This window comes from Candidatus Merdisoma sp. JLR.KK011, assembly GCF_036941125.1.
Lineage (GTDB): Bacteria > Bacillota > Clostridia > Lachnospirales > Lachnospiraceae > Laedolimicola.
Window position 1 is genome coordinate 954,584 of the sequence record NZ_JAYWSZ010000003.1, and the last position, 20,676, is coordinate 975,259.

Genomic DNA, 20,676 nt, shown 5'->3' on the forward strand with positions numbered 1-20,676 from the left:
ATGAGTGTTAACCCATTTTTATTGATTATGTTTTGCATTGCTTTGTTGGTAATCCTGTTTCTTTTCACAAAACTCAGGCGTGTACGGGGGCAGTTGTCTATTATCGAGGAAGTGCTTGAAGATATAAAATCCGGGAACTTAAACCGCCGTATGCTGACTAAGAAAAATGATATGACAAGAAAAATCTGCTATGGCATTAATGAGATTGCAATGAACAGCCAGACACAGCTTATCAGACAAAAACAGTCTGAACAGGCGTACAAACGGTTAATGACCAGTATTTCCCATGATGTCAAAACTCCCCTTGCTTCTCTGGTCGGTTATTTGGAAGCAATCGAATGTAAGATAGTGGCAGGAGAAGAAAAAGACGAATACGTCCATGTCGCATTTGAGAAAGCCCATTACCTGAAGCATTTTGTGGAAAATCTCTTTGAGTGGGTGAAACTGGATTCCGGGGAACAGATTTTTCACTTTGAGGCTTTGGATTTGAATGAAGCATCCCGGGACATCGTAGCTGATTGGATTTCCGTTTTAGAAAACAGTAATTTTGAGTATGAGTTTGATATTCCGGAAACGGAATACCTTATGCGTATAGATGTAAATGCGTATAGCCGTATCCTCAACAACCTGCTGCAGAACGTGCTTATCCATAGCAAAGGAAATAAAGTGATATTCCGTATTTCAGAAAATAACCGGCAAGCCCGAATTACATTAACAGATAATGGAAAAGGAATATCCCCCGATCATCTCCCACATATTTTTGAGAGGATGTACCAATGCGACCAGTCACGGTCTGCAAAAGGAAACGGGCTGGGCTTATCTATTGTAAAAGAACTTGTGGCAGCCCATAAAGGAACGATTGCCGCTGACAGCACTCCTGATAAGGGAACTATATTTACAATATTGCTTCCAAAATCCCTGTAGTAATACGGGGATTTTTCAGTTTGTCAAATTTCTGTTAGCTGTAAAAACATGAAAAAAGCAAGGTTTCGGCAAGGTTTTGGCAAGGTTAGCGTGATAGAATAGCAAATATGAAAAAGGAGGTTTCGCAATGAGCAAATATGTAATTGAAACAAAAAATCTTACCAAACAATACGGAACACAGAAAAGCGTTGCGGATTTGAATATCCATGTAAAGCAGGGACGCATCTACGGTCTGCTTGGCAGGAACGGAGCCGGAAAGACAACGACCATGAAAATGCTGCTTGGGCTGACACAGCCCACTTCCGGGGAAGTTACAATCTGGGGACAGCCTTTACGGACAAATGAGAAAAAGCTCCTGCCCCGGATTGGCTATCTGATCGAATCCCCCGGATTTTACCAGAATCTGACCGCCACAGAAAACCTGCGCATTTTTGCTACCCTGCGGGGAGTGCCGAGCCATAATGCAATTAAAAATGCGCTTGATTTAGTGGGGCTTCCCTATAAAGACAAAAAGCTGTTTTCCCAATATTCCCTTGGCATGAAGCAGCGATTGGCGATTGCCCTTGCCATTATGCACGACCCGGAGCTTTTGATTTTGGATGAACCGATTAACGGCCTTGATCCGATTGGAATTGCGGAAGTGCGCTCTTTTATTCGTGACCTCTGTAACGAAAGAGGAAAAACGATATTGATTTCCAGCCATATTCTTTCCGAGATTGCACTTTTGGCTGATGATATTGGAATTATCGACCACGGCGCATTATTGGAGGAAGAAAGCCTTGCAGAACTGGAAGCAAAAAGCAGCAGACATATCCGTTTTACCGTTTCCAGTACAACACAGGCGGCAAGGATTTTAGAACAGGGTTTCCATGAAACGCAGTTTACCATACAGGACGATTATAAGATGCGTCTGCATAATTTAGACATTCCTGTCGGTGAAATTGTAACAGCCTTTGTCGAAAACGGGCTTACCGTGTCAGAAGCCTATGTCTGCGAAGAAAGCCTTGAAGATTATTTCAAGCGTGTAACAGGGGGTGAAGGGATTGCTTGATCTTGTAAAATGTGAGTTTTGGAAATTGAAACGGAAAAAGTTTGTCCTTTTCGTAATATTTTCTGCGTTGCTTTTTCCTATCCCGTTTACTGCACTTGTGCTAAAAGGGAATGTGGGCGATTTGAACGCTTTTGACGGCTTATATGATATGCTCTTTTGTATAGCTGTCCCTGTCATGCTTCCCTGCATACTTGGCATTATATCGGCTATGCTTTTTTACATGGAAAGAGATAATGCAACTTTGAAAAATTTGATGGCTATTCCTGTTTCGGCATGGAAAATTGCGACTGCAAAAATCATAGTATTATACTTTATCAGCCTTTTATTCACTTGTGTGACATTGTTCTCTGCAATCATTGGCGGGATAATAGCCGGAACTGATTTGGGCAATATTTGGAATAAACTTGTAATTGCCGTTATTACAGCTATTCTATATGCCACGGGTACACTTCCGATTATAATTGCGATTGTAAAATTTAACCGCTCTTATATATTTGCAGTTATTTTGACATTCTTCTATACAATGTTTGGATTTTCCCTTGCTTTTACAGGGCAATTCACATCAGAAAATCAAGTGTTGAAAGTGCTTACCAGTCTTTTACCTACGCCTGTTATTTATCGTTGGCAGGCTTCAAGAATGATTGGGCAGGGAACAACTGCTTTTGAAAACTGGCATCCTTACTTTCTGAAATTAGAAATTGTAGTATTTACCGTTTTTATCCTTGGAGGTATCTCTTATTTTGCGATTATCAAAATCTACAAAAAGCAGGAAGGGCAGGTGTAAGAAATGGCAAGGCTCATAAAAACAGAACTCTGGAAATTAAAACGTTACTCTGTTATCTGGATTGGAATTGCAACTATGCTGTCTGTTGTTTTACTAACCTGTTTTATGGAGATTGGTACGCCGGGAACGCCGACATTTTCCAGTTTTTCAGATGATGTAATATGGAACAGCTTTTCGCTTATCTTTCCGGCGACAATCGTAATGATTGCGGGTTATATGATTGAACGTGAAAGAACAGACGACACGCTTAAAAATATAATGGCAATCCCGGTATCTTTCCGAAGCCTGCTTTTTGGTAAAGTATTTGTCTGCGGAATGATTTCTGTCTTTCTGGCGGTAGTGGAACTTTTATTTACTGCTCTCATTTCGCTTTTTTGCAGATATGAGGGAATTGCTCTTGGCAGCATAATGAGATCGCTTGTCCAAATGGTTGGAATGAATTGCTTTGTATTTATATCGGTGCTTCCTATTATTGTATTTACAGGGCAAAGGGCAGGAGCATTTATGACGGGCGTAGCTTTTGCATTTTTTTATGGTTTTATAGGGACTTTTGCTTCCGGTCATGGTTTGTCCTGTCTTTACCCGGTTACGATAGGACTTGGTTTCATCAATTATCAAAATGGCATGGAAACCGGCACATATAATATTTTCCGGTGCGTTGTTGTACTTCTGATTATGCTTGTTATAACTGCGGTTATGCTGCTTCTGGCATATGACAGGAGCAAAACGCAAAAAATAAAAGGCAAAGGAGATATTCAATGACAGGAAAAAGAATACTTTGTATCATTCTAATATGTATGGGTGCTTTATCGCTTTCCGGCTGCAACAGCATTTATCAGGCACTATCAGACGGGACGGAAAAGATACTTGATGTGGCTTCTGATACCGTAGGCGACACTCCAAAAAATACTGCTTTAGACATCATGGATGCGCTAAATGAAATTGGCGGAAACACTGTTTTAACTTCTGAATCTTCTTTGCAGGGGGAACGTACTACAGGGATTGATAATTACGTTGGAACTTATTCAGCCGAATATGAGGACTTTTCAAAAACGGAATATCTGTTTGGCGGTGTTGATGTTGAAAGAGAGCAGGGAAATGAATTAAATGTAGAGTGCGTCCTAAAAGTTGACAGTGGTACTGCTAAAGTATTTTGGATTTCAGGAAGCGAAAACCCAGTTAGCTTGATTGAAACGGACGGAACTTATAAGGAAACAATTACATTGTCAAGTGGCAATAACTATATTGGTATTGAATGTGAAGATTTTACAGGAAGTATGGAATTGAATATCGAATAATGACTGCTGGATGCCCATTCTAATCAGGGGAAGCGATATGACAAAGCAGATCTGCTTCCGAAAGTCCTGTGAATGAAAACACCAATCCCCCAGCTATGCTGGGGAGAATAGAGTAAGCCGTAGCAAAGAGGATACCTTAAAAAAGCCTCCTATGCTAATATGAGAAAGGTGTCGCAAGCCAATCTCAAGAATAGGAGGCGGTCCAAATGGACAGTAAAAGTTTATCACATACAAGATGGAAATGCCAGTACCATATTGTATTTATACCTAAATACCGAAAAAAGAAATTATTCGGTCAGTTGAAGCTCGATGTACGAGAAATAATAAGTACATTATGCAGATACAAGGAGGTGAGAACATGAACGAACCTAATCGTACCTAATGGCAAATCCGTTGTGCTTTTAATGGTTTTTGCAAGCGGGCGTTGAAGAATGAAGCTATGAACGCCCACAGGGACACAAAGCAGCGGTAATTACGTGAAGTTACTTTTTCCGATCTGCCGCCGGAGGAAGAAAACAGGCTTTACGTCTACGACGAATATTTTGCAGATGTTGAAGCGGAAAAGTCTTTCATTATCGGAGGTAAGGAAATTACCGCAAAGCTGCTTTCTGAAGCCTTGCACAGTCTGTCGGACGAAAAACGGGAAACCGTACTGCTGTATTATTTCTTTGATATGAGCGAACGGGAAATTGCGACATACTGCAACATTCCGAGGACAACAGTACAGACCCGCCGGACAAGCTCTATGAAGCTGTTAAAACGCTATTTGGAGGAACACGCCTATGATTACAAAGGTTAGCAACAATGAAAACGCTGAAAGCGGCTTACTGCCTTACCCGGTAATCATAGCCGCAACAAAGGGCGACCCGGAAGCTATGGCGATTGTCGTTAAGCACTACGAAAGCTACATAGCGTCCCTGTCTATGCGGAAGTTCCGCGACGAGCGCGGCAATACCTATTGGGGCATAGACGAGGACATACGCGACCGTTTACAGTCACGGCTTATGAGGGCTATCCTTTCATTTAAGATTTAAGCTGATAAAGAAATAGTTATTACATTATACAAAAGAAAACGCTGCAATCTCAAAAAAGATTACAACGCTTCTTAGTTCCTGTTCAATTTTAGCCGGACAGCATTTATTTTTCCTCACCCTCAACCTCTGCGATCTCCCGCGCCGTGGCGGTGACTATCCGTATTCCCGTATCGCTCATATCGTCCAGCAGTGCGTCAAGCTGCCGCCGCTGGGTATTTTTCCCGACTGGCTGCTCCAAAAGGAATTGATCTACCGAGATATTGTAACGTAGCATAAGCTCAAAGAATATCTGTAAGCTGGGGTGCTGCCCTTTATTCTCAATATTCGCAAGGTAACGCGGCGAGATATACATTTCGTCGCATACCTTTTTCCGGCTCTCCTTGCGCCCTTTCCGGGCTGCCTTGATTGCTTCTCCAAAAGCCTTAAAATCGTATCGTGGTACTGGTCTTTTTGCCATGATTATTCATCCTATTACATTTTACTGTTCACCTTTCGTCTTGGATATGTCTACACAGTTCTATTAGTTAGCCAAAATAGAACATATAAATGGGGCTGTCGCTTTAACGAATGAAAACTCGTGAAACGGCAGCTTCATTTTTGCTGTTTTTATATGTGATTTCAAGAAAAATTCCTTGAGCGCCCTGTTATTCTATAAAAAGAGTATACTTTAATAAGCCATCTCACATGGCTTGAATGTTTGTTTTAAGATGTTTAAAATCAAGCGCTTTTCACTGGAAACAAATGAGTTCCTGTCCTGCCTTTTTGAATCTTATGATGGAGCTTGTTTATGTTCCTCGCCATGGCCAGCAGTATGCTTTCCGCAAGCACATTTGACGTTCCTTTGCTTACGTATCTCCGAAACTGCATGTCCTGCTTTAAATCCCCGAAAGAGCCTTCTGCCTGGATGCTCCGGTTCATCCTGAGAACAATGCCTTCATCAGTAAGGAGCCGCTCCAAATCTTCCTGTCTGCATTTTAGAAACGTCTTGGCAGCTTGAAGTGTTTTCGTCCTTTCTTCCAGCGGCGTTTTACAATTGCTGCCCTTGATGCATTCAGCTTTATACGGACATCCGCTGCAGTCCTCACATTTGTAAATCGTCTTCTCACTTATATAACCTGTTTTGCTTTTGGAATGTCTCACATGGTCTGGCACCAGCCTTTTCGCATTCCGGCAGATATAGGCATCCGATTCCGCATCATACTCCATATTTTCCATTCTTCCTATGTCATTCCTGTACCTGCGTGTTTTTGAAATCTCATAGTTGGCAGGCTTTATATAGGAAAGCTGCCCGTTTTCTTCAAGAAACACATAGTTTTCTTCACTTTCATATCCGGCATCCGCAGTTATGTTTTTAAGGAAAAAGGGTATATTTTATACTATTATGAAAATGATAATTTATAACAGTCCATGATTGAATATATCATGTTGACGGCATCAAACGCAATACAACAAAGATGCGTCTGCTGCTCCGCTCTTTGGCCAGGAACGAGAGCACAACAGCCGCCAATAAAAAACTAAAAATGATATAAAAGAGAAAGATGATGAAGACATTGATGTGGAAACCGTAAAGGAATATCTGGATATTTCTGCAAGACTGTTTATTACGGACAATCAGCTTCTTTTTTCCGCAAATGTCTGCTCGTCGGTTCGGGTAAAACAGTCGGAAAAGCACCAATTTTCAGATCCATGCCTTGCATGCGCCCTTTTGAATGCCACGCAAGCCAGCTTAATGGGGGACTTGGAGACATTAGGATTTTTATTTAAAGCGCTCTGTGAGAGAGATTTGAAGATTTATGCGGAATCTTTTGGCAGGACACCGCAGCAGAAAATCTTCTTCATATTCAAAAGGAAATTAAACAGGATCCAAACGGAAAGCCGCCTGCGGTTCTGTGTGCCTTGTGGTATGGCAAATGCGGTTTATCAGCGTCCGGATGGAGTGTTTGTGGTGCCTATTACTGCATTAAAAAACTAATCTTTTTAAATCGCATGCTTCAATCCGTTCACCATACCGGTTCATTTTGTGCTATAATGCTTCTTGTGATTTGCCTTCCTTAAAAAGTATCAAATCACAATCGGGATCTGCAGATAAATTTCCTGAACTTTCCTTGTTTTTCAAGGCTTTTCAAGCCTCATACAGTGAATTGATATGTATTTTCCCTTGTTTTTGCCCTTATGGACAGTTTCCAAAGAAAAGACAGAAGAACGAGATAACTGTTTCTAAGAATTATAGGGGGAAAATTATATTTTATACTTCCCCTCTGCTTTTATCCGAAAAACATACTGCTTTTAGAATATTAAAGGTTTTTAAATGTTTTAAAATATGTTCTTCAAAATTTTTCACAGCGCTTTTTACAAATTTCATTCTGTTTTGTTTATCAACAAGGTTTACTGCACAGGGATTCATATGCTTAAAATCCGGTACATCATCATAATATACATCTTGAATTTTCCCGTTTGGACAACACCATGAAACCCACCAACCTACCGGAGTAACAGTATCTTCGTTCATGTATTGTGCAGTCTGCCCAATCATCTGTTCCGTTATTTCATCTACCCCATAACTATTTTTGTATCAAATAATGCAATTCCTGTGTCTGGATGAAGCCGTTTTTCATAAGAAGGATTTCATTGCAATATAGGCGATGTCTGACACAATGTGGGTGGAGAGCAGTACCAGGCGTTTTTCGGACAGGCAGCGGTCATTTAAGTGCGTTAATCGTACAGATTTTGTGGTCTTAAGTTTGTTAGGCCTTGAGCGGCTTTCGTTGTTTTTATTATTCTATTATGCTATGCTGGAGTAGTATCTGAAAGAGTTGTTTCGAATAATAGAGGAAGAAATTTTGTGGGATAAGAGGAATTGGGGGTAAAAAATAATTTTTATATGTCACAGAGGCGGACGTAAGCTGTCTAATTAAATAGTAGTATCTTGTATTTGAGGGATATTATGGAACTTAAAATAGTCCAGCTAAGAAATGTCAAGTGTATCTTAAAAATAATTTCTGCTGGACGGTAAAGCTGCAAAGGCGCACGAGAGGAACTTTTATGAGTGCCCTTTCGAATAAAAGTTTCTCTCATTACCGGTGTGTCGAAGCAGCTTTACCCTTTAGTGCTGTCGCGCAGCGACTTAGAATAGGAGGAAGCGTAGATGGAGAAAAAAACAAACGAAGAACTACAGGCTTTGGCAGAGAAGGCCACAGCCGGGGACAAGGAAGCTCTTGAGGCCCTTGTCACAGGCGTACAGGACATGGTATTCAATTTATCCCTGCGGATGCTTGGAACATTTGCGGACGCAGAGGACGCGGCACAGGATATCTTGCTGAAGATGATTACACATTTATCTTCTTTTCGGGGCGAGAGTTTATTTACAACATGGGTTTTCCGCATTGCTGTGAATCATTTGAAGGATTATAAAAAGCACATGTTTGCCCATGCGCCCCTGAGCTTCGAATTTTACGGCGATGATATCAAAAACGGGAAGATACAGGATATTCCCGATTTAGCCCAGAATGTGGAACAGGATATCTTAGCGGAGGAATTGAAAATGTCCTGTACGAATGTGATGCTGCAATGTCTGGATACGGAGAGCAGATGCATTTTCATATTGGGAACCATGTTCCGGATTGACAGCCGTATTGCAGGAGAGATTTTGGAAATGACGCCGGAGGCATACCGCCAGCGGCTTTCCAGGATACGGAAAAAGATGGCGGGCTTTTTGGAGCAGTATTGCGGAGCCTATGGCGGCGGAACCTGCCGGTGCAGGGACAGGGTAAATTATGCAATCCAGAGCCATCGGCTGAATCCCCGGCAGTTGGATTATACGAAGACGAATGAAATATCTGTTGAGACAATGCTTGATGTGAAGCATGCGATGGAGGAAATGGATGATTTGTCGCAGGATTTCTCCTTCTGCAAGGCTTATCAGTCGCCTGAGCATATGAAGTGCCTTGTACAAGAGCTTTTAAATTCCGCACAGTTTTCAGTTATCAAAAATGCGTAAAGGAGATAGAAGATTATGGATATGTCATTGATTGTAAATTATCTGTCGGAGCTGAGCATGAATAACAACCGTGAATGGTATCATGCTCACAAAGAGGATTACAAAAAGGCAAATGCTGAGTTTGAAGCCTTACTGCAGGCTTTGATGCTTGAGATTGGGAGCTTTGACAGCAGCATTTTGAACTATGCGCCCAAGGAGCTTACTTTTAAACTTGTAAGGGATACCCGTTTCAGCCATGACAAATCGCCTTATAACCCGGCGTTTCGCGCTCATATTTCATCTAAGGGGAAGCTGCCGGTTCCGGTTGGGTATTATCTTATGATAAAGCCTGGCAATCAGTCCTTTTTGGGAGGCGGACTGTTTGCGGATATGTTTAAGGATGCAACAAGGCTGGTACGGGATTATATTGTTCAAAATGGCGAGGAATGGGAAAGGGTGATCCATGAGCCGGAGTTTGAGCAGCGTTTTACGGTCCAGGGGACGGCACTGAAAAATGTTCCTTCCGGGTATGAGAAGGAGCATCCTCAGGCGGAGTATTTGAAGTTTAAGAGCTGGTATCTGGAGTATCCGCTGAAAGATGAGGAATTGATGGATGCGGATGCGTTTCTGGCAAAGGCGGTGGAATGTTTTCGGATTATGAAGCCTTTTAATGATTATCTTAATAAGGGGCTTGAGGGGTTTGAGATGCCGGTGAGATAGGTGATTGGGGGAAAACGTTCAGCCGTGCTGCGGCGAAAGCCACAGCACGGCTGAACGGGGGGATGGGGCGGGGGGTGGGAGTAGTATTCAATATGAGACTGAGATTGATGTATGGGGAAGTATCTGTCGGGAAAGGAGAAGGGGTATGAGAAAGGTTGTATTATTTATTGCAGTAAGTGTAGATGGTTATATTGCAGACAAAAACGGAAATGTCGGCTGGCTGAACGGTCAAAATGAGGAAGTGGAAAATGAGGATACTTATTCGGAATTTATAAAGGATATTGATACGGTAATTATGGGATGGAATACTTATCACCAGGTAGTGACGGAGTTATCTCCCGGCCAATGGCCTTATAGGGAGCTGACCAGCTATGTAATTACGCATCGGGAGGGGGAGGATTTAGGGGGTGAGGATATCTGTTTTGTCAGTGAGAGGCCGGGGGCTTTGCTTCGCCGTTTAAAGGAGGAGCCGATTGACACCTTTTACCTTTCCGTTATTCCTACCCTGCTGGGCTCTGGCACGCGTCTGTTTGGCTCTTTGGATTTTGAGCTTAAGTTAAGCTTGTAAAGGTGCATTTCTATAATGGAATCACGGAGATGGTGTATGAAAAGCGGTGAGAAAGACTGCAAATATTTTTGAGAATAAGATCGTGTTTGGATGCATCGTTCTTTGAGCAATTTGTGGGATTGCTTGGCGGCGGTGCATTTGTTTTTGGGTTTTTCCTTGTTTCGACTGTGCGGAGTGTGGTATGATACATAGAAGTGATAAGATAACAAGCTTTATAATCTAATAGATGCAAAGGGAGAAAAACCATGTGGACATGTCCAAAATGCGGCCGCAGCTTCAAGAAGCAGAACCAGGATCATTACTGTGGGAAAGTGCCGGAAACCATTGATGAATACATTGCGGCGCAGCCGGAAGAGGCGCAGAGATATCTGAACCAGGTGAGGGAGGCCATACGATCGGCGCTTCCCGAGGCACAGGAGCGGATTTCCTGGAGTATGCCTACCTACTGGAAGGGGCACAATATCATCCATTTTGCAGGCTTTAAAAAGCACATCGGCCTGTATCCGGGGCCCGAGGCTGTGGCAGAATTTGCCGAGCGGCTGAAGGAGTATAAGACAAGCAAAGGGACGATCCAGCTTCCCCTGAATAAGCCTCTGCCTCTTGAGCTGATTGCAGAGATCGCAGCCTGGTGCGATGCAACCGGGAACCACCCATAAGAATCAAAATAGAATCAACGAGGTGTCAGACATGATAGATTTCAAAGACCGTACTTTTTGCCCAACCCTGGAGGAAATTGCAGAGACAGTTGGAAATCCCCTGTTTCGAACATTTTGTTCCGAAATAAAAGAAACCTACGGCGTAAGCGAAAAAATCGAATTCAGCTCCTGCAGCATGGAACCTGGATGGAATGTGAAGTTTAAAAAATCGGGAAAGGCCCTGTGCACCATTTATCTGAGAGAAGCCTATTTTACCGTTATGATCGTAGTGGGCCGGAAGGAAAAGGAGGCCGTGGAAGCCATGCTTCCGGAATGCAGCGCTGAAATACAGGAGATTTACCAAAAGACCCAGGAGGGGAATGGCCAGAGATGGCTTATGATTGACCTGGAGGATCCCGGCGAAAGCTATGAGGATGTGCTCCGCCTTATTAAAATCCGGAGTGGGAAAGGAAGCTGAGGCAGTTTTATGGAAAAAGAAAAAGTATTTGCCATGAAATTTTCAAAAATCTACCCTCTGCTTGTACAAAAGGCAGAGCGGAAAAATCGTTCCAAAGAAGAGGTGGACGAAGTGATCTGCTGGCTTACGGGATATGACCGGAAGGGGCTGGCCCGGCAGATAGAGAGGGAGACAGACTATGAAACCTTCTTCCGGGAGGCGCCGGCTATGAATCCCAACTGTTCCCTCATCAAAGGAAAGATCTGCGGCATAGCCGTAGAAGCCATCGAGGATCCCCTTATGCAGAAAATCCGCTATCTGGACAAGCTGGTAGATGAGCTGGCAAAGGGAAAGCCTATGGAAAAGATTCTGCGTGCATGATACGGGAGAGGAGACGTTTCGATGATAAGAAAGATGCAGGAGGAAGATTTGGGCGAAGTGGCACACATCTGGCTGGACACCAATTTGAAAGCCCATTCGTTTATTGCATCCCAATACTGGAAGGACAATTTGGCTGCCGTAAAAGAGCAGCTTGCCCAGGCAGAAATATTTGTCTATGAAGAAGGGGATAAAAACAAGATCAAAGGCTTTGTGGGACTGCAAGATCACTACATCGCCGGAATTTTTGTCCGAAGCAGCGCACAGTCCGGCGGCATCGGCAAGATACTCTTAGATTATTCCAAGAGCAGCCGGGAGCAGCTGACATTAAGCGTATACCAGAAGAACACAAGGGCAGTGAAATTCTACCAGAGAGAAGGCTTTCACATACAAAGAGAAGGCATGGATGAAAATACAGGAGAAAAAGAGTACGAGATGTGCTGGGACAGGAGCGCAGAGCCATGAAAACAAGAAAGCTTTTCTATAATTCAAAAATTCTGGCAGTATTATGCTTCTGTGTACTGACAGGCTGTTCCGGAGGTAATCCGGAAGAGAAGCCCATAAAAGACGAAGCCTCGTTTGAAGAAACAGCAGAAAGCCTCACAGAAAATCTGTCAGAGAATCCACCAGAGAATCTGTCAGAAAATCCATCAGAGAATCCGTCAGCAGATTCCGGAAAACAGCCGGCTTTAGAGCCGGCTATCATAGAAGAGGACTGGTCAGCCTATTTTAACGGTATCAATGGCGCAGCGGTTCTCTACGATCCGGCTGACGGAGTATACCGGATCTACAATCAGGAGCTGGCACAGACCCGGCGCTCCCCATGTTCCACTTTCAAGATCATTTCTTCTTTGATTGCCCTGGAAAACGGAATCCTTGACCCGGCGGCTTCTGTCCGGGAATGGAGCGGCGAGACATTCTGGAATGAACAGTGGAACCAGAACATGGATTTCGAACACGCATTCCGTGAATCCTGCGTCTGGTATTTCAGGGAAGTCATAGATGAGATAGGGCAGGAGCGTATGGCGGAAGGGCTTAGAGGGCTTTCTTACGGCAACTGCGACATTTCCGACTGGGAAGGACGCCTCAACACCAACAATAACAATCGGGCCTTGACGGGCTTCTGGATTGAGTCCTCTCTGGCGATTTCGCCCAAGGAGCAGACAGAGGTGATGGAGCGTATCTTCGGGGAAAATTCCCTTTACACAGAAAAGAGCCGGGAACAGCTAAAGCAGGTTATGTACAGACAAGAAGAAAGCGGGACAGAGCTCTCTATCTATGGAAAAACAGGGATGGGAAAGGCAGAGGGCGTGCTTGTGGACGCCTGGTACACCGGATTTGCGGAAAATGACAGCCGAGCCGTATATTTTTGCGTATATCTTGGAAGAACAGAGGATGAAATGGTATCCAGCGCCACGGCAAGAGAGATTGCAGTCCGGCTGATTTCCGACTTCTATGCAGATGAAATGAAATAAGGCAGAAATGACGGCAGTAACTGGGAAAAAGGCTCACACACCGATTTTTAACAGGGCAGAAAGGAGCAGCCGCATGGAAGAACGCTTAAAAAAGCAATTGAACTTTGCGCTGGAGATTGACAAGGAAAAAAATATATACCGCCAGACCCATTTATCCGGCCATGGCAGGAATGAAAACGATGCAGAGCACGCCTGGCATATGGCAGTCATGGCCTATCTTTTGCGAGAATACGCCAACGAAGAGATTGACATAACAAAGGTGATGCTGATGTGCTTAATCCATGACATTGTAGAGATTGAAGCTGGAGACACCTATGCCTACGATGCGGAAAATCTCAAAACCCAGAAGGCGAGAGAGGATGCGGCAAAGGAAAAGCTCTATTCCCTGCTCCCGGAGGATCAGAAGCGGGAGTTTACCGCCCTTTTTGATGAATTCGAGGAGTATAAGACGCCGGAGGCAAAGTATGCCCATGTCATGGACAATCTGCAGCCCCTGATTCTCAACGACAGCAACAACGGCGGCGACTGGAAGGATCATGGAGTGACCGCAGAGCAGGTCTATGGACGGCAGAGAAAGACAAGACTGGGGTCGGAAAAGCTGTTTGAGGTGACAGATCAGATTATCCAAAAGCATATCCGGAAAGGGAATCTGAGAGAATAGACATCAACTCTTTTCTGCACAATTTCTATTGCCACCCAAACCCATTTGTGGTATGATTTTCACAGTCAAAATGGTATTGCGCAAAAATAAAGAGACGTGCAGCAATTGTTCCTGGCCGCAGAGTGAACAGGAACCGGCAGTCACATTCGAGGAGGGCGTTATGGAAAACGAAGTAACCAGCAAACATTTTATAGAGCAGATGATAGATAAGGATTTAGCTGAAGGCGTATACGACACTGTGCACACCCGGTTTCCGCCGGAGCCCAACGGCTATCTCCACATCGGCCACGCCAAGTCCATACTTTTAAACTACGGTCTGGCCCAGAAATATAACGGCAAATTCAACATGCGCTTTGACGACACCAACCCCACCAAGGAAAAGGTCGAGTTTGTAGAGTCCATCAAAGCCGACATAGAATGGCTGGGAGCCGACTGGGAGGATCGCCTTTTCTTTGCCTCCGACTACTTTGAAGCCATGTACGAGGCAGCAGTCAAGCTCATCAAAAAGGGAAAAGCCTTTGTCTGTGATCTCACGGCAGAGGAGATCCGGGCTTACCGGGGAACTTTAACCGAGCCGGGCAAAGAAAGCCCCTATCGTAACAGAAGCATAGAAGAAAACCTGGAGCTTTTCGAAGCCATGCGCGCCGGAAAATATGCTGACGGACAGAAGGTGCTCAGAGCCAAGATTGATATGGCGTCCCCCAACATCAACATGAGGGATCCCGTGATCTACCGGGTAGCCCATATATCCCATCACAACACGGGAGACAAATGGTGCATCTACCCTATGTACGACTTTGCGCACCCCATCGAGGACGCCATCGAGGGCATCACCCACTCTATCTGCACCTTGGAGTTTGAAGATCACCGTCCGTTATACGATTGGGTCGTAAAAGAGCTGGAATATCCCGTTCCGCCCCGTCAGATCGAGTTTGCAAAGCTCTATCTCACCAACGTGGTAACGGGAAAACGCTATATTAAAAAGCTGGTAGAAGAAGGCATCGTGGACGGCTGGGACGATCCGCGCCTTGTCTCCATTGCGGCTCTTCGCAGAAGAGGCTTCACTCCGGAATCCATCCGCATGTTCGTAGACCTCTGCGGTATTTCCAAGAGCCAGTCCTCCGTAGACTATGCCATGCTGGAGTATTGTATCCGCGAGGATCTAAAGCTTAAGCGCCCAAGACTGATGGCAGTCCTGGATCCCATCAAGCTTATCATCGACAACTATCCCGAGGGCCAGGTGGAATATCTGGACGCAGCCAACAATCTGGAAAATGAAGACCTTGGAAGCCGTAAGATCCCCTTCTGCAGGGAGCTCTATATCGAGCGCGAAGACTTTATGGAAGAGCCGCCGAAAAAGTATTTCCGTCTCTTCCCCGGCAACGAAGTCCGCTTAATGCATGCCTACTTTGTAAAATGCGAAAGCTTTGTCAAGGACGAGAACGGACGCATCACCGAGGTGCACTGCACCTATGATCCAGAGACAAAAGCCGGAAGCGGCTTCACCGGACGAAAAGTAAAGGGAACCATCCACTGGGTGCCGGCTCCCTGCGCCATGACCGCCGAAGTCCGCCTGTATGAAAACATCATAGACGAGGAGAAGGGCGTTTACAATGAGGACGGAAGCCTCAACCTGAATCCCAATTCCCTGACCGTGGTAGAGAAGGCTTATCTGGAGCCGGGCTTTGAGGGAGCAAAGCCTTACGACAGCTACCAGTTTGTGCGCAACGGCTTCTTCTGCGTGGACGCAAGAGACACCACAGAAGAAAAGCTGGTATTTAACCGGATTGTATCCCTGAAAAGCTCCTTCAAGCTGCCAAAGGCATAGGCGGAAACTTAAGAGAACAAAACAAAATAGCTGTCGGGAAAGATGAGATCAGAAATGAAGGATGCTGTCTTTCCCGGCAGCCGCTTTTTATACGCAGCCCCGTGCAGAGGAAAACCAGCTTAAAAACCTCTGCGCTGCAGCAAAGCTTTTTAAAATTATCTGTCTCCACACAAAAGGTACAATCAAATGCAGGAACTAACCATCGCCCTAACCCCAAAAAGCAAAATCCCCTTATACGAACAAATCTACACCTACATCAAGCAAGACATCCAGACCGGCCGCATCAAAGCAAAAGAAAAGCTTCCAAGCAGCCGCGCTCTGTCCGCCTGTCTGGAGGTAAGCCGCAGCACCGTAGATCTGGCCTACGAACAACTGGTGTCAGAAGGCTACTTAGAATCCATTCCCTGCAAAGGCTACTACGCCTGCCAGATAGAAGAGCTCTTCCGGTTTCAAAAAGAGACAGCCGCAGGCTTCCAGACTTCTGTCAAGGCGGAACCTGCCTGTGATTATGACTTTACCCCCAGCGGCATAGATCTGGACAGCTTCCCCTACGGAACCTGGCGCAAAATCACCCGGAACATCCTGCTTGACGACAACAAAGACTTGTTTCAGTTAGGAGATCCCAAGGGAGAGTGGGAGCTTCGCAAGACAATCACCAGTTATCTCCACCAGGCCCGGGGCGTCAACTGCCGTCCGGAGCAAGTGGTGATAGGAGCTGGAAACGACTACCTGCTCCTTCTTTTGTCTGCAATTCTCGGATGCAATCGTAGAATAGCCATGGAAACGCCCACCTACAAGCACGCATACAAAATCTTTGCCCGGCTTGGCTTTGCGCTCTGTACCATCCCTATGGACGCCTCCGGCATGCAGGCCTCTGGGCTTGAACAGTCGGGAGCCGGAATCGCCTATGTGATGCCCTCCCACCAGTATCCACTGGGAATCGTAATGCCCATCAAACGCCGCCTGGAGCTCCTTTCCTGGGCAGCAGGAGAAGAGGGGCGGTACATTATCGAGGACGATTACGACAGCGAGTTCCGCTACAAGGGAAAGCCGATCCCGGCCCTTTGCGCAACGGATTCGAGAGGAAAGGTTATCTATCTGGGAACCTTCTCCAAGTCCATAGCCCCTGCCATCCGAGTCAGCTACCTGGTTCTTCCGGAGGGGCTGCTTAGGGACAGTGAAGCCATTCTTCATACGTTTTCCTCCACCGTGTCCCGGATTGACCAGATGATTCTGAATCAGTTTCTGAAGGAAGGGCACTATGAACGGCATCTCAACCGGATGCGGACTATCTATGGAAGAAAGCACGAACTTCTTTTAGGCGAGCTGAAAAAAATGTCCCATTTCTGCCATGTTACCGGCGAACATGCCGGCGTTCATTTGTTGGTGGAATTTACGAACGGCATGACAGAGAGAGAAGGTATCGAGAGGGCCAGAGACCAGGGCGTAAAGGTGTATCCCCTCTCAGAATATGAGATAGGGAATCCGGGAGAGGGCCGGGGGCAGACAGGCCGGAAGCCAACCGTCATCCTGGGCTACGCCACATTACCGGAGAAGGGGATAGCAGAAGCGGCCGAAAGACTGTATCAAGCATGGAGCGGTCGGAAAAGGGAAAATAAGTAAAAAAGAAAAACTGGGTCTGCTTTTGTGGAAAATATACAAAAGCACGGCCTTCTTTTTTATATCTGAATCGAGTTGCACAAAATAGAAAGAGAAGCGCGAAATTAATTTCAAAAAACCTGCGAATGATTGACGATGTTTCATTTATATTTTATGATGAACCTAACGCGCGTGAAGGAAAAAGTAACCAAGGAAATACTGAGTAAAAAGACAGGGATTTTACAAAAGAACTCTCCAAAGCCTTTCATCACATCATAAATCCGGACACAAAAAGCTTCCGAGAGTACTGCACAAAAGAAAGTAGGGAAGAAATGAATCTTATTACAAGTATCTGGAACGTAATGTTCAACAACATCCTATCCCAGCCGGCCATTTTTATCGGCCTTATCGTTGTCATAGGATATATCCTCTTAAAAAGAAAATGGTACGAGGTTGCCGCCGGATTTATCAAAGCCGTAGTCGGATATCAGATTCTGCAGCTTGGCGCTTCAGCCCTTAAAAATACGGTTGACCCGCTTTTGAAGGGAATCCAGCAGAAATGGTCTGTAGACGCCGTAGTGATTGACCCCAATTTCGGCCTGACAGCGGCCAACAGTGCACTGGAAAGCATCGGGGTTACGACCTCCTTTGCCATGATAACGCTGCTGATTGCATTTGTCTGGAACATTGTACTGGTATTTTTCCGGAAGTACACGAAAGTCCGGACGCTCTTTACCACCGGGCACATTATGGTAAAGCAGTCGACTGTGGCAACCTGGATTATCTTCCTCCTGATTCCGGATCTTCGGAATATGGGCGGAATCATACTCATCGGTCTTTTGTGCGGCACTTACTGGTCCGTATTTTCCAATCTGACCGTAGAGGCTACCCAGGAGCTGACGGAAGGATCCGGATTCGCCATCGGCCATCAGCAGATGCTCGGCGTATGGTTTGCCTACCGGTTCGGCGGTTTGTTCAAGGGAAAGGAGAAAAAGCAGGAGGAGAAGGAGCTTAAACTGGGCGGCGCTTTAAAGGTTCTGGATGATTATGTCGTATCTACCACCTTGATTATGCTTTTGTTCTTCGGAGTGATTATGGTGATCCTGGGGCCGGATCTGATGCGCCAGGTAGACGAAGCCAACTTTGGAAATCTCACCTTCCCTGTGTATATTTTCCAGAGATGTACATCCTTTGCCGTATCACTGGTGGTATTGAAGACGGGTATCCGTATGTTCGTAGGAGAGATGGTAGAGTCCTTCGAGGGAATCTCAGGTTCCATCTTAAAGGGTTCTCTTCCGGCCGTAGACTGTGCGGCAACCTACTCCTTCGGCGATCCCAACGCCGTAACCCTTGGCTTCCTTTTCGGCGCCCTGGGACAGGTAATCGCCATTGTGGGACTGCTTGTTTTCAAGTCGCCCTTGATGATTATTCCGGGCTTTGTGCCGCTGTTCTATGACAATGCCACCATCGGTCTCTACGCCAATATGAAAGGCGGCTTCCGGGCGCTGCTTGTATGCTGCCTTGGATCGGGGCTTTTGCAGGTACTGGGAAGCGCCGCGGCGATTATGCTGTTCCAGATGGGCCCCTTCGGCGGCTATGTAGGCAATCTGGACTGGGCGACGCTGTGGCCGGCTATGGGAGCTGTTATGAAGTATCTCACTGTGCCGGGGGCAGTGGTATGCATCATCGGAATGCTCATCATTCCGCAGCTCCAGTATCGGAGAAACAAGAAGGATTACTTTACCCTCGGTATGGAGGATTAAATCACAATAAGAAACAGCAGCACTTAAAATTTGCACAGAAGAATTTACGGACGGAAATACTTCTGGATAAGGTGCACATTTTAAGTGCTGCGGAACTGGAAACAGCAGCACTTAAAATTTGCACAGAAGAATTTACGGACGCAAGGATTTGCGGACGGAAATACTTCTGGATAAGGTGCACATTTTAAGTGCTGCAGAACTGGAATAGGAGGACAAAGATGTTAAAAGTATTAGTTGCATGCGGATGCGGAATGGGAAGTTCACAGTTATTAAAGAAAAACTGCTCAACAGTATTAAAGAACCTCGGTGTAGAGCACACCGTTCATCACACCAGTATTGACGAAGCAAAGTCCACAGCCCACGATTATGATTTAATCGTAGTAGGAGAGAACTTTGTAAGCCATCTGAAGGTAAAAGAGGGAACCATCGTAGTTGGCCTTAAAAACCTGATGAATAAAAAGGAATTGGAAACAAAGCTCAAAGAAAGCGGAATTGTATAAAAGTCAGTTATTTTACAGATAGGAGTTATGCGTTATGAGGCAGCTGGATGAGGGAGAGCTTGCAGTTATTGCCGAAGTGGCAAGAATGTATTATATAGAAGGAATGTCACAGCTGGAGATAGCCAACATCCTCTTTTTTTCCAAAGCCAAAGTATCCCGTGCCCTACGGATTGCACGGGAGGAACATATTGTAGAGTTTCAAATCAATTATCCTTTAAAGCGCTCCATCAAATTGGAGACAGAGCTAAAGCGCAGATTCAGGCTAAAAGAAGCTCTGGTAGTTACAGACCTGTATGAGAATCAGAATACCGATATTTCCATCAAACGGATTGGGGAAATGGCTGCCAACTACCTGGATGAAACCTTAAAGGACGGGGATTCTGTCGGAATTGCCTGGGGAAGGACCATGTATCAGACTGTGCGTCAGCTAAAGCCATCCTCCCCCGGGAGAATCCAGGTGCTGCAGCTTATGGGAAATTCTATGGACGATTACCAGATGGATATTGACGTGACCACGCTCACTGAGCGGATGGCCCAGACCTTCCAGGGGACCGCCACCAGACTGTATGCACCCATGTATGTGAACAGCGATATCGTGAGAAAGGAGCTTTTAAAAGAGCCTCTTATACGGAGAACCATGGAAAAAATACGGACTGTGGACTATGCGCTGACCGGAATTGCAGACGTATCCTTAGAATACCCCAAAAACACCTGGGCAGGCTATCTGACGGAGCGGAAGAAACGGGAGCTGAAGCACAAAGGCGCCGTAGGGTATCTCTGCGGTTATTTCCTGGACAAAGACGGGAATAAGCTTTCCGATCCCATCAATGATAAAATCGTCGGCATTTCCTTTGAGGATTTAAAAAATGTACCTCATGTGATCGCGGCAGCCGGAGGATTGGACAAGACCAACGCTATCCGTGCGGCTTTAAAGGGAAATTTGATTGATTGCTTAATCACAGACAGCCGGATAGCAGAAAAGCTGCTGGCTATGAGGGACGGCTGCTAAGCTGTTCCGGAGAGGA

At 45.4% G+C, this 20,676-nt stretch carries 24 protein-coding genes and 3 pseudogenes; 23 read left to right on the plus strand and 4 right to left on the minus strand.

The genetic code is table 11. From position 1 onward, the window contains the following. The 8 genes and pseudogenes from VV089_RS05470 (at position 1) to VV089_RS05505 (ending at position 5,091) form a co-directional block, all read left to right on the plus strand. Positions 1-924 carry a sensor histidine kinase gene (locus tag VV089_RS05470; protein ID WP_334335217.1) on the plus strand — a complete coding sequence of 308 codons (924 nt, stop codon included), beginning with the start codon at positions 1-3 and terminating at the stop codon, positions 922-924. A 127-nt stretch (positions 925-1,051) separates the two neighbouring features. Further along, positions 1,052-1,975: an ABC transporter ATP-binding protein gene (locus VV089_RS05475; RefSeq protein WP_334335218.1), complete on the plus strand. Its 924-nt coding sequence runs from the start codon at positions 1,052-1,054 to the stop codon at positions 1,973-1,975. Then, entirely contained in the window at positions 1,959-2,759 is an 801-nt protein-coding gene (locus VV089_RS05480) for an ABC transporter permease (RefSeq protein ID WP_334335219.1), read from the plus strand. Before VV089_RS05475 ends, VV089_RS05480 begins: the two co-directional genes overlap by 17 nt. A gap of 3 nt (positions 2,760-2,762) precedes the next feature. Beyond that, a complete protein-coding gene (locus tag VV089_RS05485; protein ID WP_334335220.1) occupies positions 2,763-3,521 on the plus strand; it encodes an ABC transporter permease in 759 nt (252 codons plus the stop codon). Continuing rightward, entirely contained in the window at positions 3,518-4,057 is a 540-nt protein-coding gene (locus VV089_RS05490) for a hypothetical protein (protein ID WP_442891477.1), read from the plus strand. The genes VV089_RS05485 and VV089_RS05490 overlap by 4 nt, the downstream gene beginning before the upstream one ends. 206 nt (positions 4,058-4,263) lie before the next feature. Beyond that, positions 4,264-4,413 (plus strand): annotated as a pseudogene (locus VV089_RS05495) (transposase); the annotation flags it as partial. A 245-nt stretch (positions 4,414-4,658) separates the two neighbouring features. Continuing rightward, complete coding sequence (locus tag VV089_RS25190) at positions 4,659-4,856, plus strand: RNA polymerase sigma factor (RefSeq protein WP_442891537.1); 198 nt, start codon at positions 4,659-4,661, stop codon at positions 4,854-4,856. Further along, positions 4,840-5,091, plus strand: a complete 252-nt coding sequence (locus VV089_RS05505; protein ID WP_334335221.1) for a helix-turn-helix domain-containing protein — start codon at positions 4,840-4,842, stop codon at positions 5,089-5,091. The genes VV089_RS25190 and VV089_RS05505 overlap by 17 nt, the downstream gene beginning before the upstream one ends. 103 nt (positions 5,092-5,194) lie before the next feature. Here VV089_RS05505 and VV089_RS05510 read toward each other — a convergent pair whose 3' ends face one another. Both VV089_RS05510 and VV089_RS05515 read right to left on the minus strand, forming a co-directional pair. Beyond that, complete coding sequence (locus VV089_RS05510) at positions 5,195-5,548, minus strand: helix-turn-helix transcriptional regulator (protein ID WP_334335222.1); 354 nt, start codon at positions 5,546-5,548, stop codon at positions 5,195-5,197. 260 nt (positions 5,549-5,808) lie between these two features. Further along, positions 5,809-6,438: pseudogene (locus VV089_RS05515) on the minus strand (transposase); the annotation flags it as partial. A 208-nt stretch (positions 6,439-6,646) separates the two neighbouring features. Here VV089_RS05515 and VV089_RS25195 point away from each other — a divergent pair. Next, positions 6,647-7,063: a DUF4143 domain-containing protein gene (locus VV089_RS25195; RefSeq protein WP_442891479.1), complete on the plus strand. Its 417-nt coding sequence runs from the start codon at positions 6,647-6,649 to the stop codon at positions 7,061-7,063. 273 nt (positions 7,064-7,336) lie between these two features. Here the strand turns inward: VV089_RS25195 and VV089_RS05520 are convergent, their stop codons facing one another. Then, positions 7,337-7,600 carry a hypothetical protein gene (locus VV089_RS05520; RefSeq protein ID WP_334335223.1) on the minus strand — a complete coding sequence of 88 codons (264 nt, stop codon included), beginning with the start codon at positions 7,598-7,600 and terminating at the stop codon, positions 7,337-7,339. 94 nt (positions 7,601-7,694) lie between these two features. Further along, positions 7,695-7,783 (minus strand): annotated as a pseudogene (locus VV089_RS25200) (ABC transporter ATP-binding protein); the annotation flags it as partial. Between the two features lie 453 nt (positions 7,784-8,236). Between VV089_RS25200 and VV089_RS05525 the strand changes: the two are divergent. The 14 genes from VV089_RS05525 (at position 8,237) to VV089_RS05590 (ending at position 20,660) form a co-directional block, all read left to right on the plus strand. Next, positions 8,237-9,088, plus strand: a complete 852-nt coding sequence (locus tag VV089_RS05525; protein WP_334335224.1) for an RNA polymerase sigma factor — start codon at positions 8,237-8,239, stop codon at positions 9,086-9,088. Between the two features lie 15 nt (positions 9,089-9,103). After that, positions 9,104-9,787 (plus strand): DUF2461 domain-containing protein, encoded by a 684-nt coding sequence (locus tag VV089_RS05530; protein ID WP_334335225.1) that lies wholly within the window; start codon positions 9,104-9,106, stop codon positions 9,785-9,787. A 145-nt stretch (positions 9,788-9,932) separates the two neighbouring features. After that, positions 9,933-10,355: a dihydrofolate reductase family protein gene (locus tag VV089_RS05535; RefSeq protein ID WP_442891481.1), complete on the plus strand. Its 423-nt coding sequence runs from the start codon at positions 9,933-9,935 to the stop codon at positions 10,353-10,355. Positions 10,356-10,600: 245 nt separating this feature from the next. Beyond that, positions 10,601-11,011 carry an iron chaperone gene (locus VV089_RS05540; protein WP_334335226.1) on the plus strand — a complete coding sequence of 137 codons (411 nt, stop codon included), beginning with the start codon at positions 10,601-10,603 and terminating at the stop codon, positions 11,009-11,011. Between the two features lie 31 nt (positions 11,012-11,042). Continuing rightward, on the plus strand, positions 11,043-11,468 hold the full coding sequence (locus tag VV089_RS05545) for a DUF3788 domain-containing protein (RefSeq protein ID WP_172540835.1): 426 nt from the start codon (positions 11,043-11,045) through the stop codon (positions 11,466-11,468). Positions 11,469-11,477: 9 nt separating this feature from the next. Further along, entirely contained in the window at positions 11,478-11,828 is a 351-nt protein-coding gene (locus tag VV089_RS05550) for a DUF2200 domain-containing protein (RefSeq protein WP_172540834.1), read from the plus strand. Positions 11,829-11,849: 21 nt separating this feature from the next. Continuing rightward, complete coding sequence (locus VV089_RS05555) at positions 11,850-12,290, plus strand: N-acetyltransferase (protein WP_172540833.1); 441 nt, start codon at positions 11,850-11,852, stop codon at positions 12,288-12,290. Beyond that, on the plus strand, positions 12,287-13,300 hold the full coding sequence (locus VV089_RS05560) for a penicillin-binding transpeptidase domain-containing protein (RefSeq protein ID WP_334335227.1): 1,014 nt from the start codon (positions 12,287-12,289) through the stop codon (positions 13,298-13,300). Before VV089_RS05555 ends, VV089_RS05560 begins: the two co-directional genes overlap by 4 nt. A 73-nt stretch (positions 13,301-13,373) precedes the next feature. After that, positions 13,374-13,961 carry an HD domain-containing protein gene (locus VV089_RS05565; RefSeq protein WP_334335228.1) on the plus strand — a complete coding sequence of 196 codons (588 nt, stop codon included), beginning with the start codon at positions 13,374-13,376 and terminating at the stop codon, positions 13,959-13,961. A gap of 160 nt (positions 13,962-14,121) precedes the next feature. Beyond that, on the plus strand, positions 14,122-15,789 hold the full coding sequence (locus VV089_RS05570) for a glutamine--tRNA ligase/YqeY domain fusion protein (protein WP_334335229.1): 1,668 nt from the start codon (positions 14,122-14,124) through the stop codon (positions 15,787-15,789). 186 nt (positions 15,790-15,975) lie between these two features. Beyond that, entirely contained in the window at positions 15,976-17,412 is a 1,437-nt protein-coding gene (gene pdxR / locus VV089_RS05575; RefSeq protein WP_334335230.1) for a MocR-like pyridoxine biosynthesis transcription factor PdxR, read from the plus strand. Positions 17,413-17,720: 308 nt separating this feature from the next. Continuing rightward, entirely contained in the window at positions 17,721-19,151 is a 1,431-nt protein-coding gene (locus tag VV089_RS05580; RefSeq protein WP_334335231.1) for a PTS ascorbate transporter subunit IIC, read from the plus strand. A gap of 218 nt (positions 19,152-19,369) precedes the next feature. Continuing rightward, complete coding sequence (locus VV089_RS05585) at positions 19,370-19,651, plus strand: PTS sugar transporter subunit IIB (protein WP_172540827.1); 282 nt, start codon at positions 19,370-19,372, stop codon at positions 19,649-19,651. A gap of 34 nt (positions 19,652-19,685) precedes the next feature. Further along, positions 19,686-20,660, plus strand: a complete 975-nt coding sequence (locus tag VV089_RS05590) for a sugar-binding transcriptional regulator (RefSeq protein WP_334335232.1) — start codon at positions 19,686-19,688, stop codon at positions 20,658-20,660. Positions 20,661-20,676: the final 16 nt, after the last annotated feature.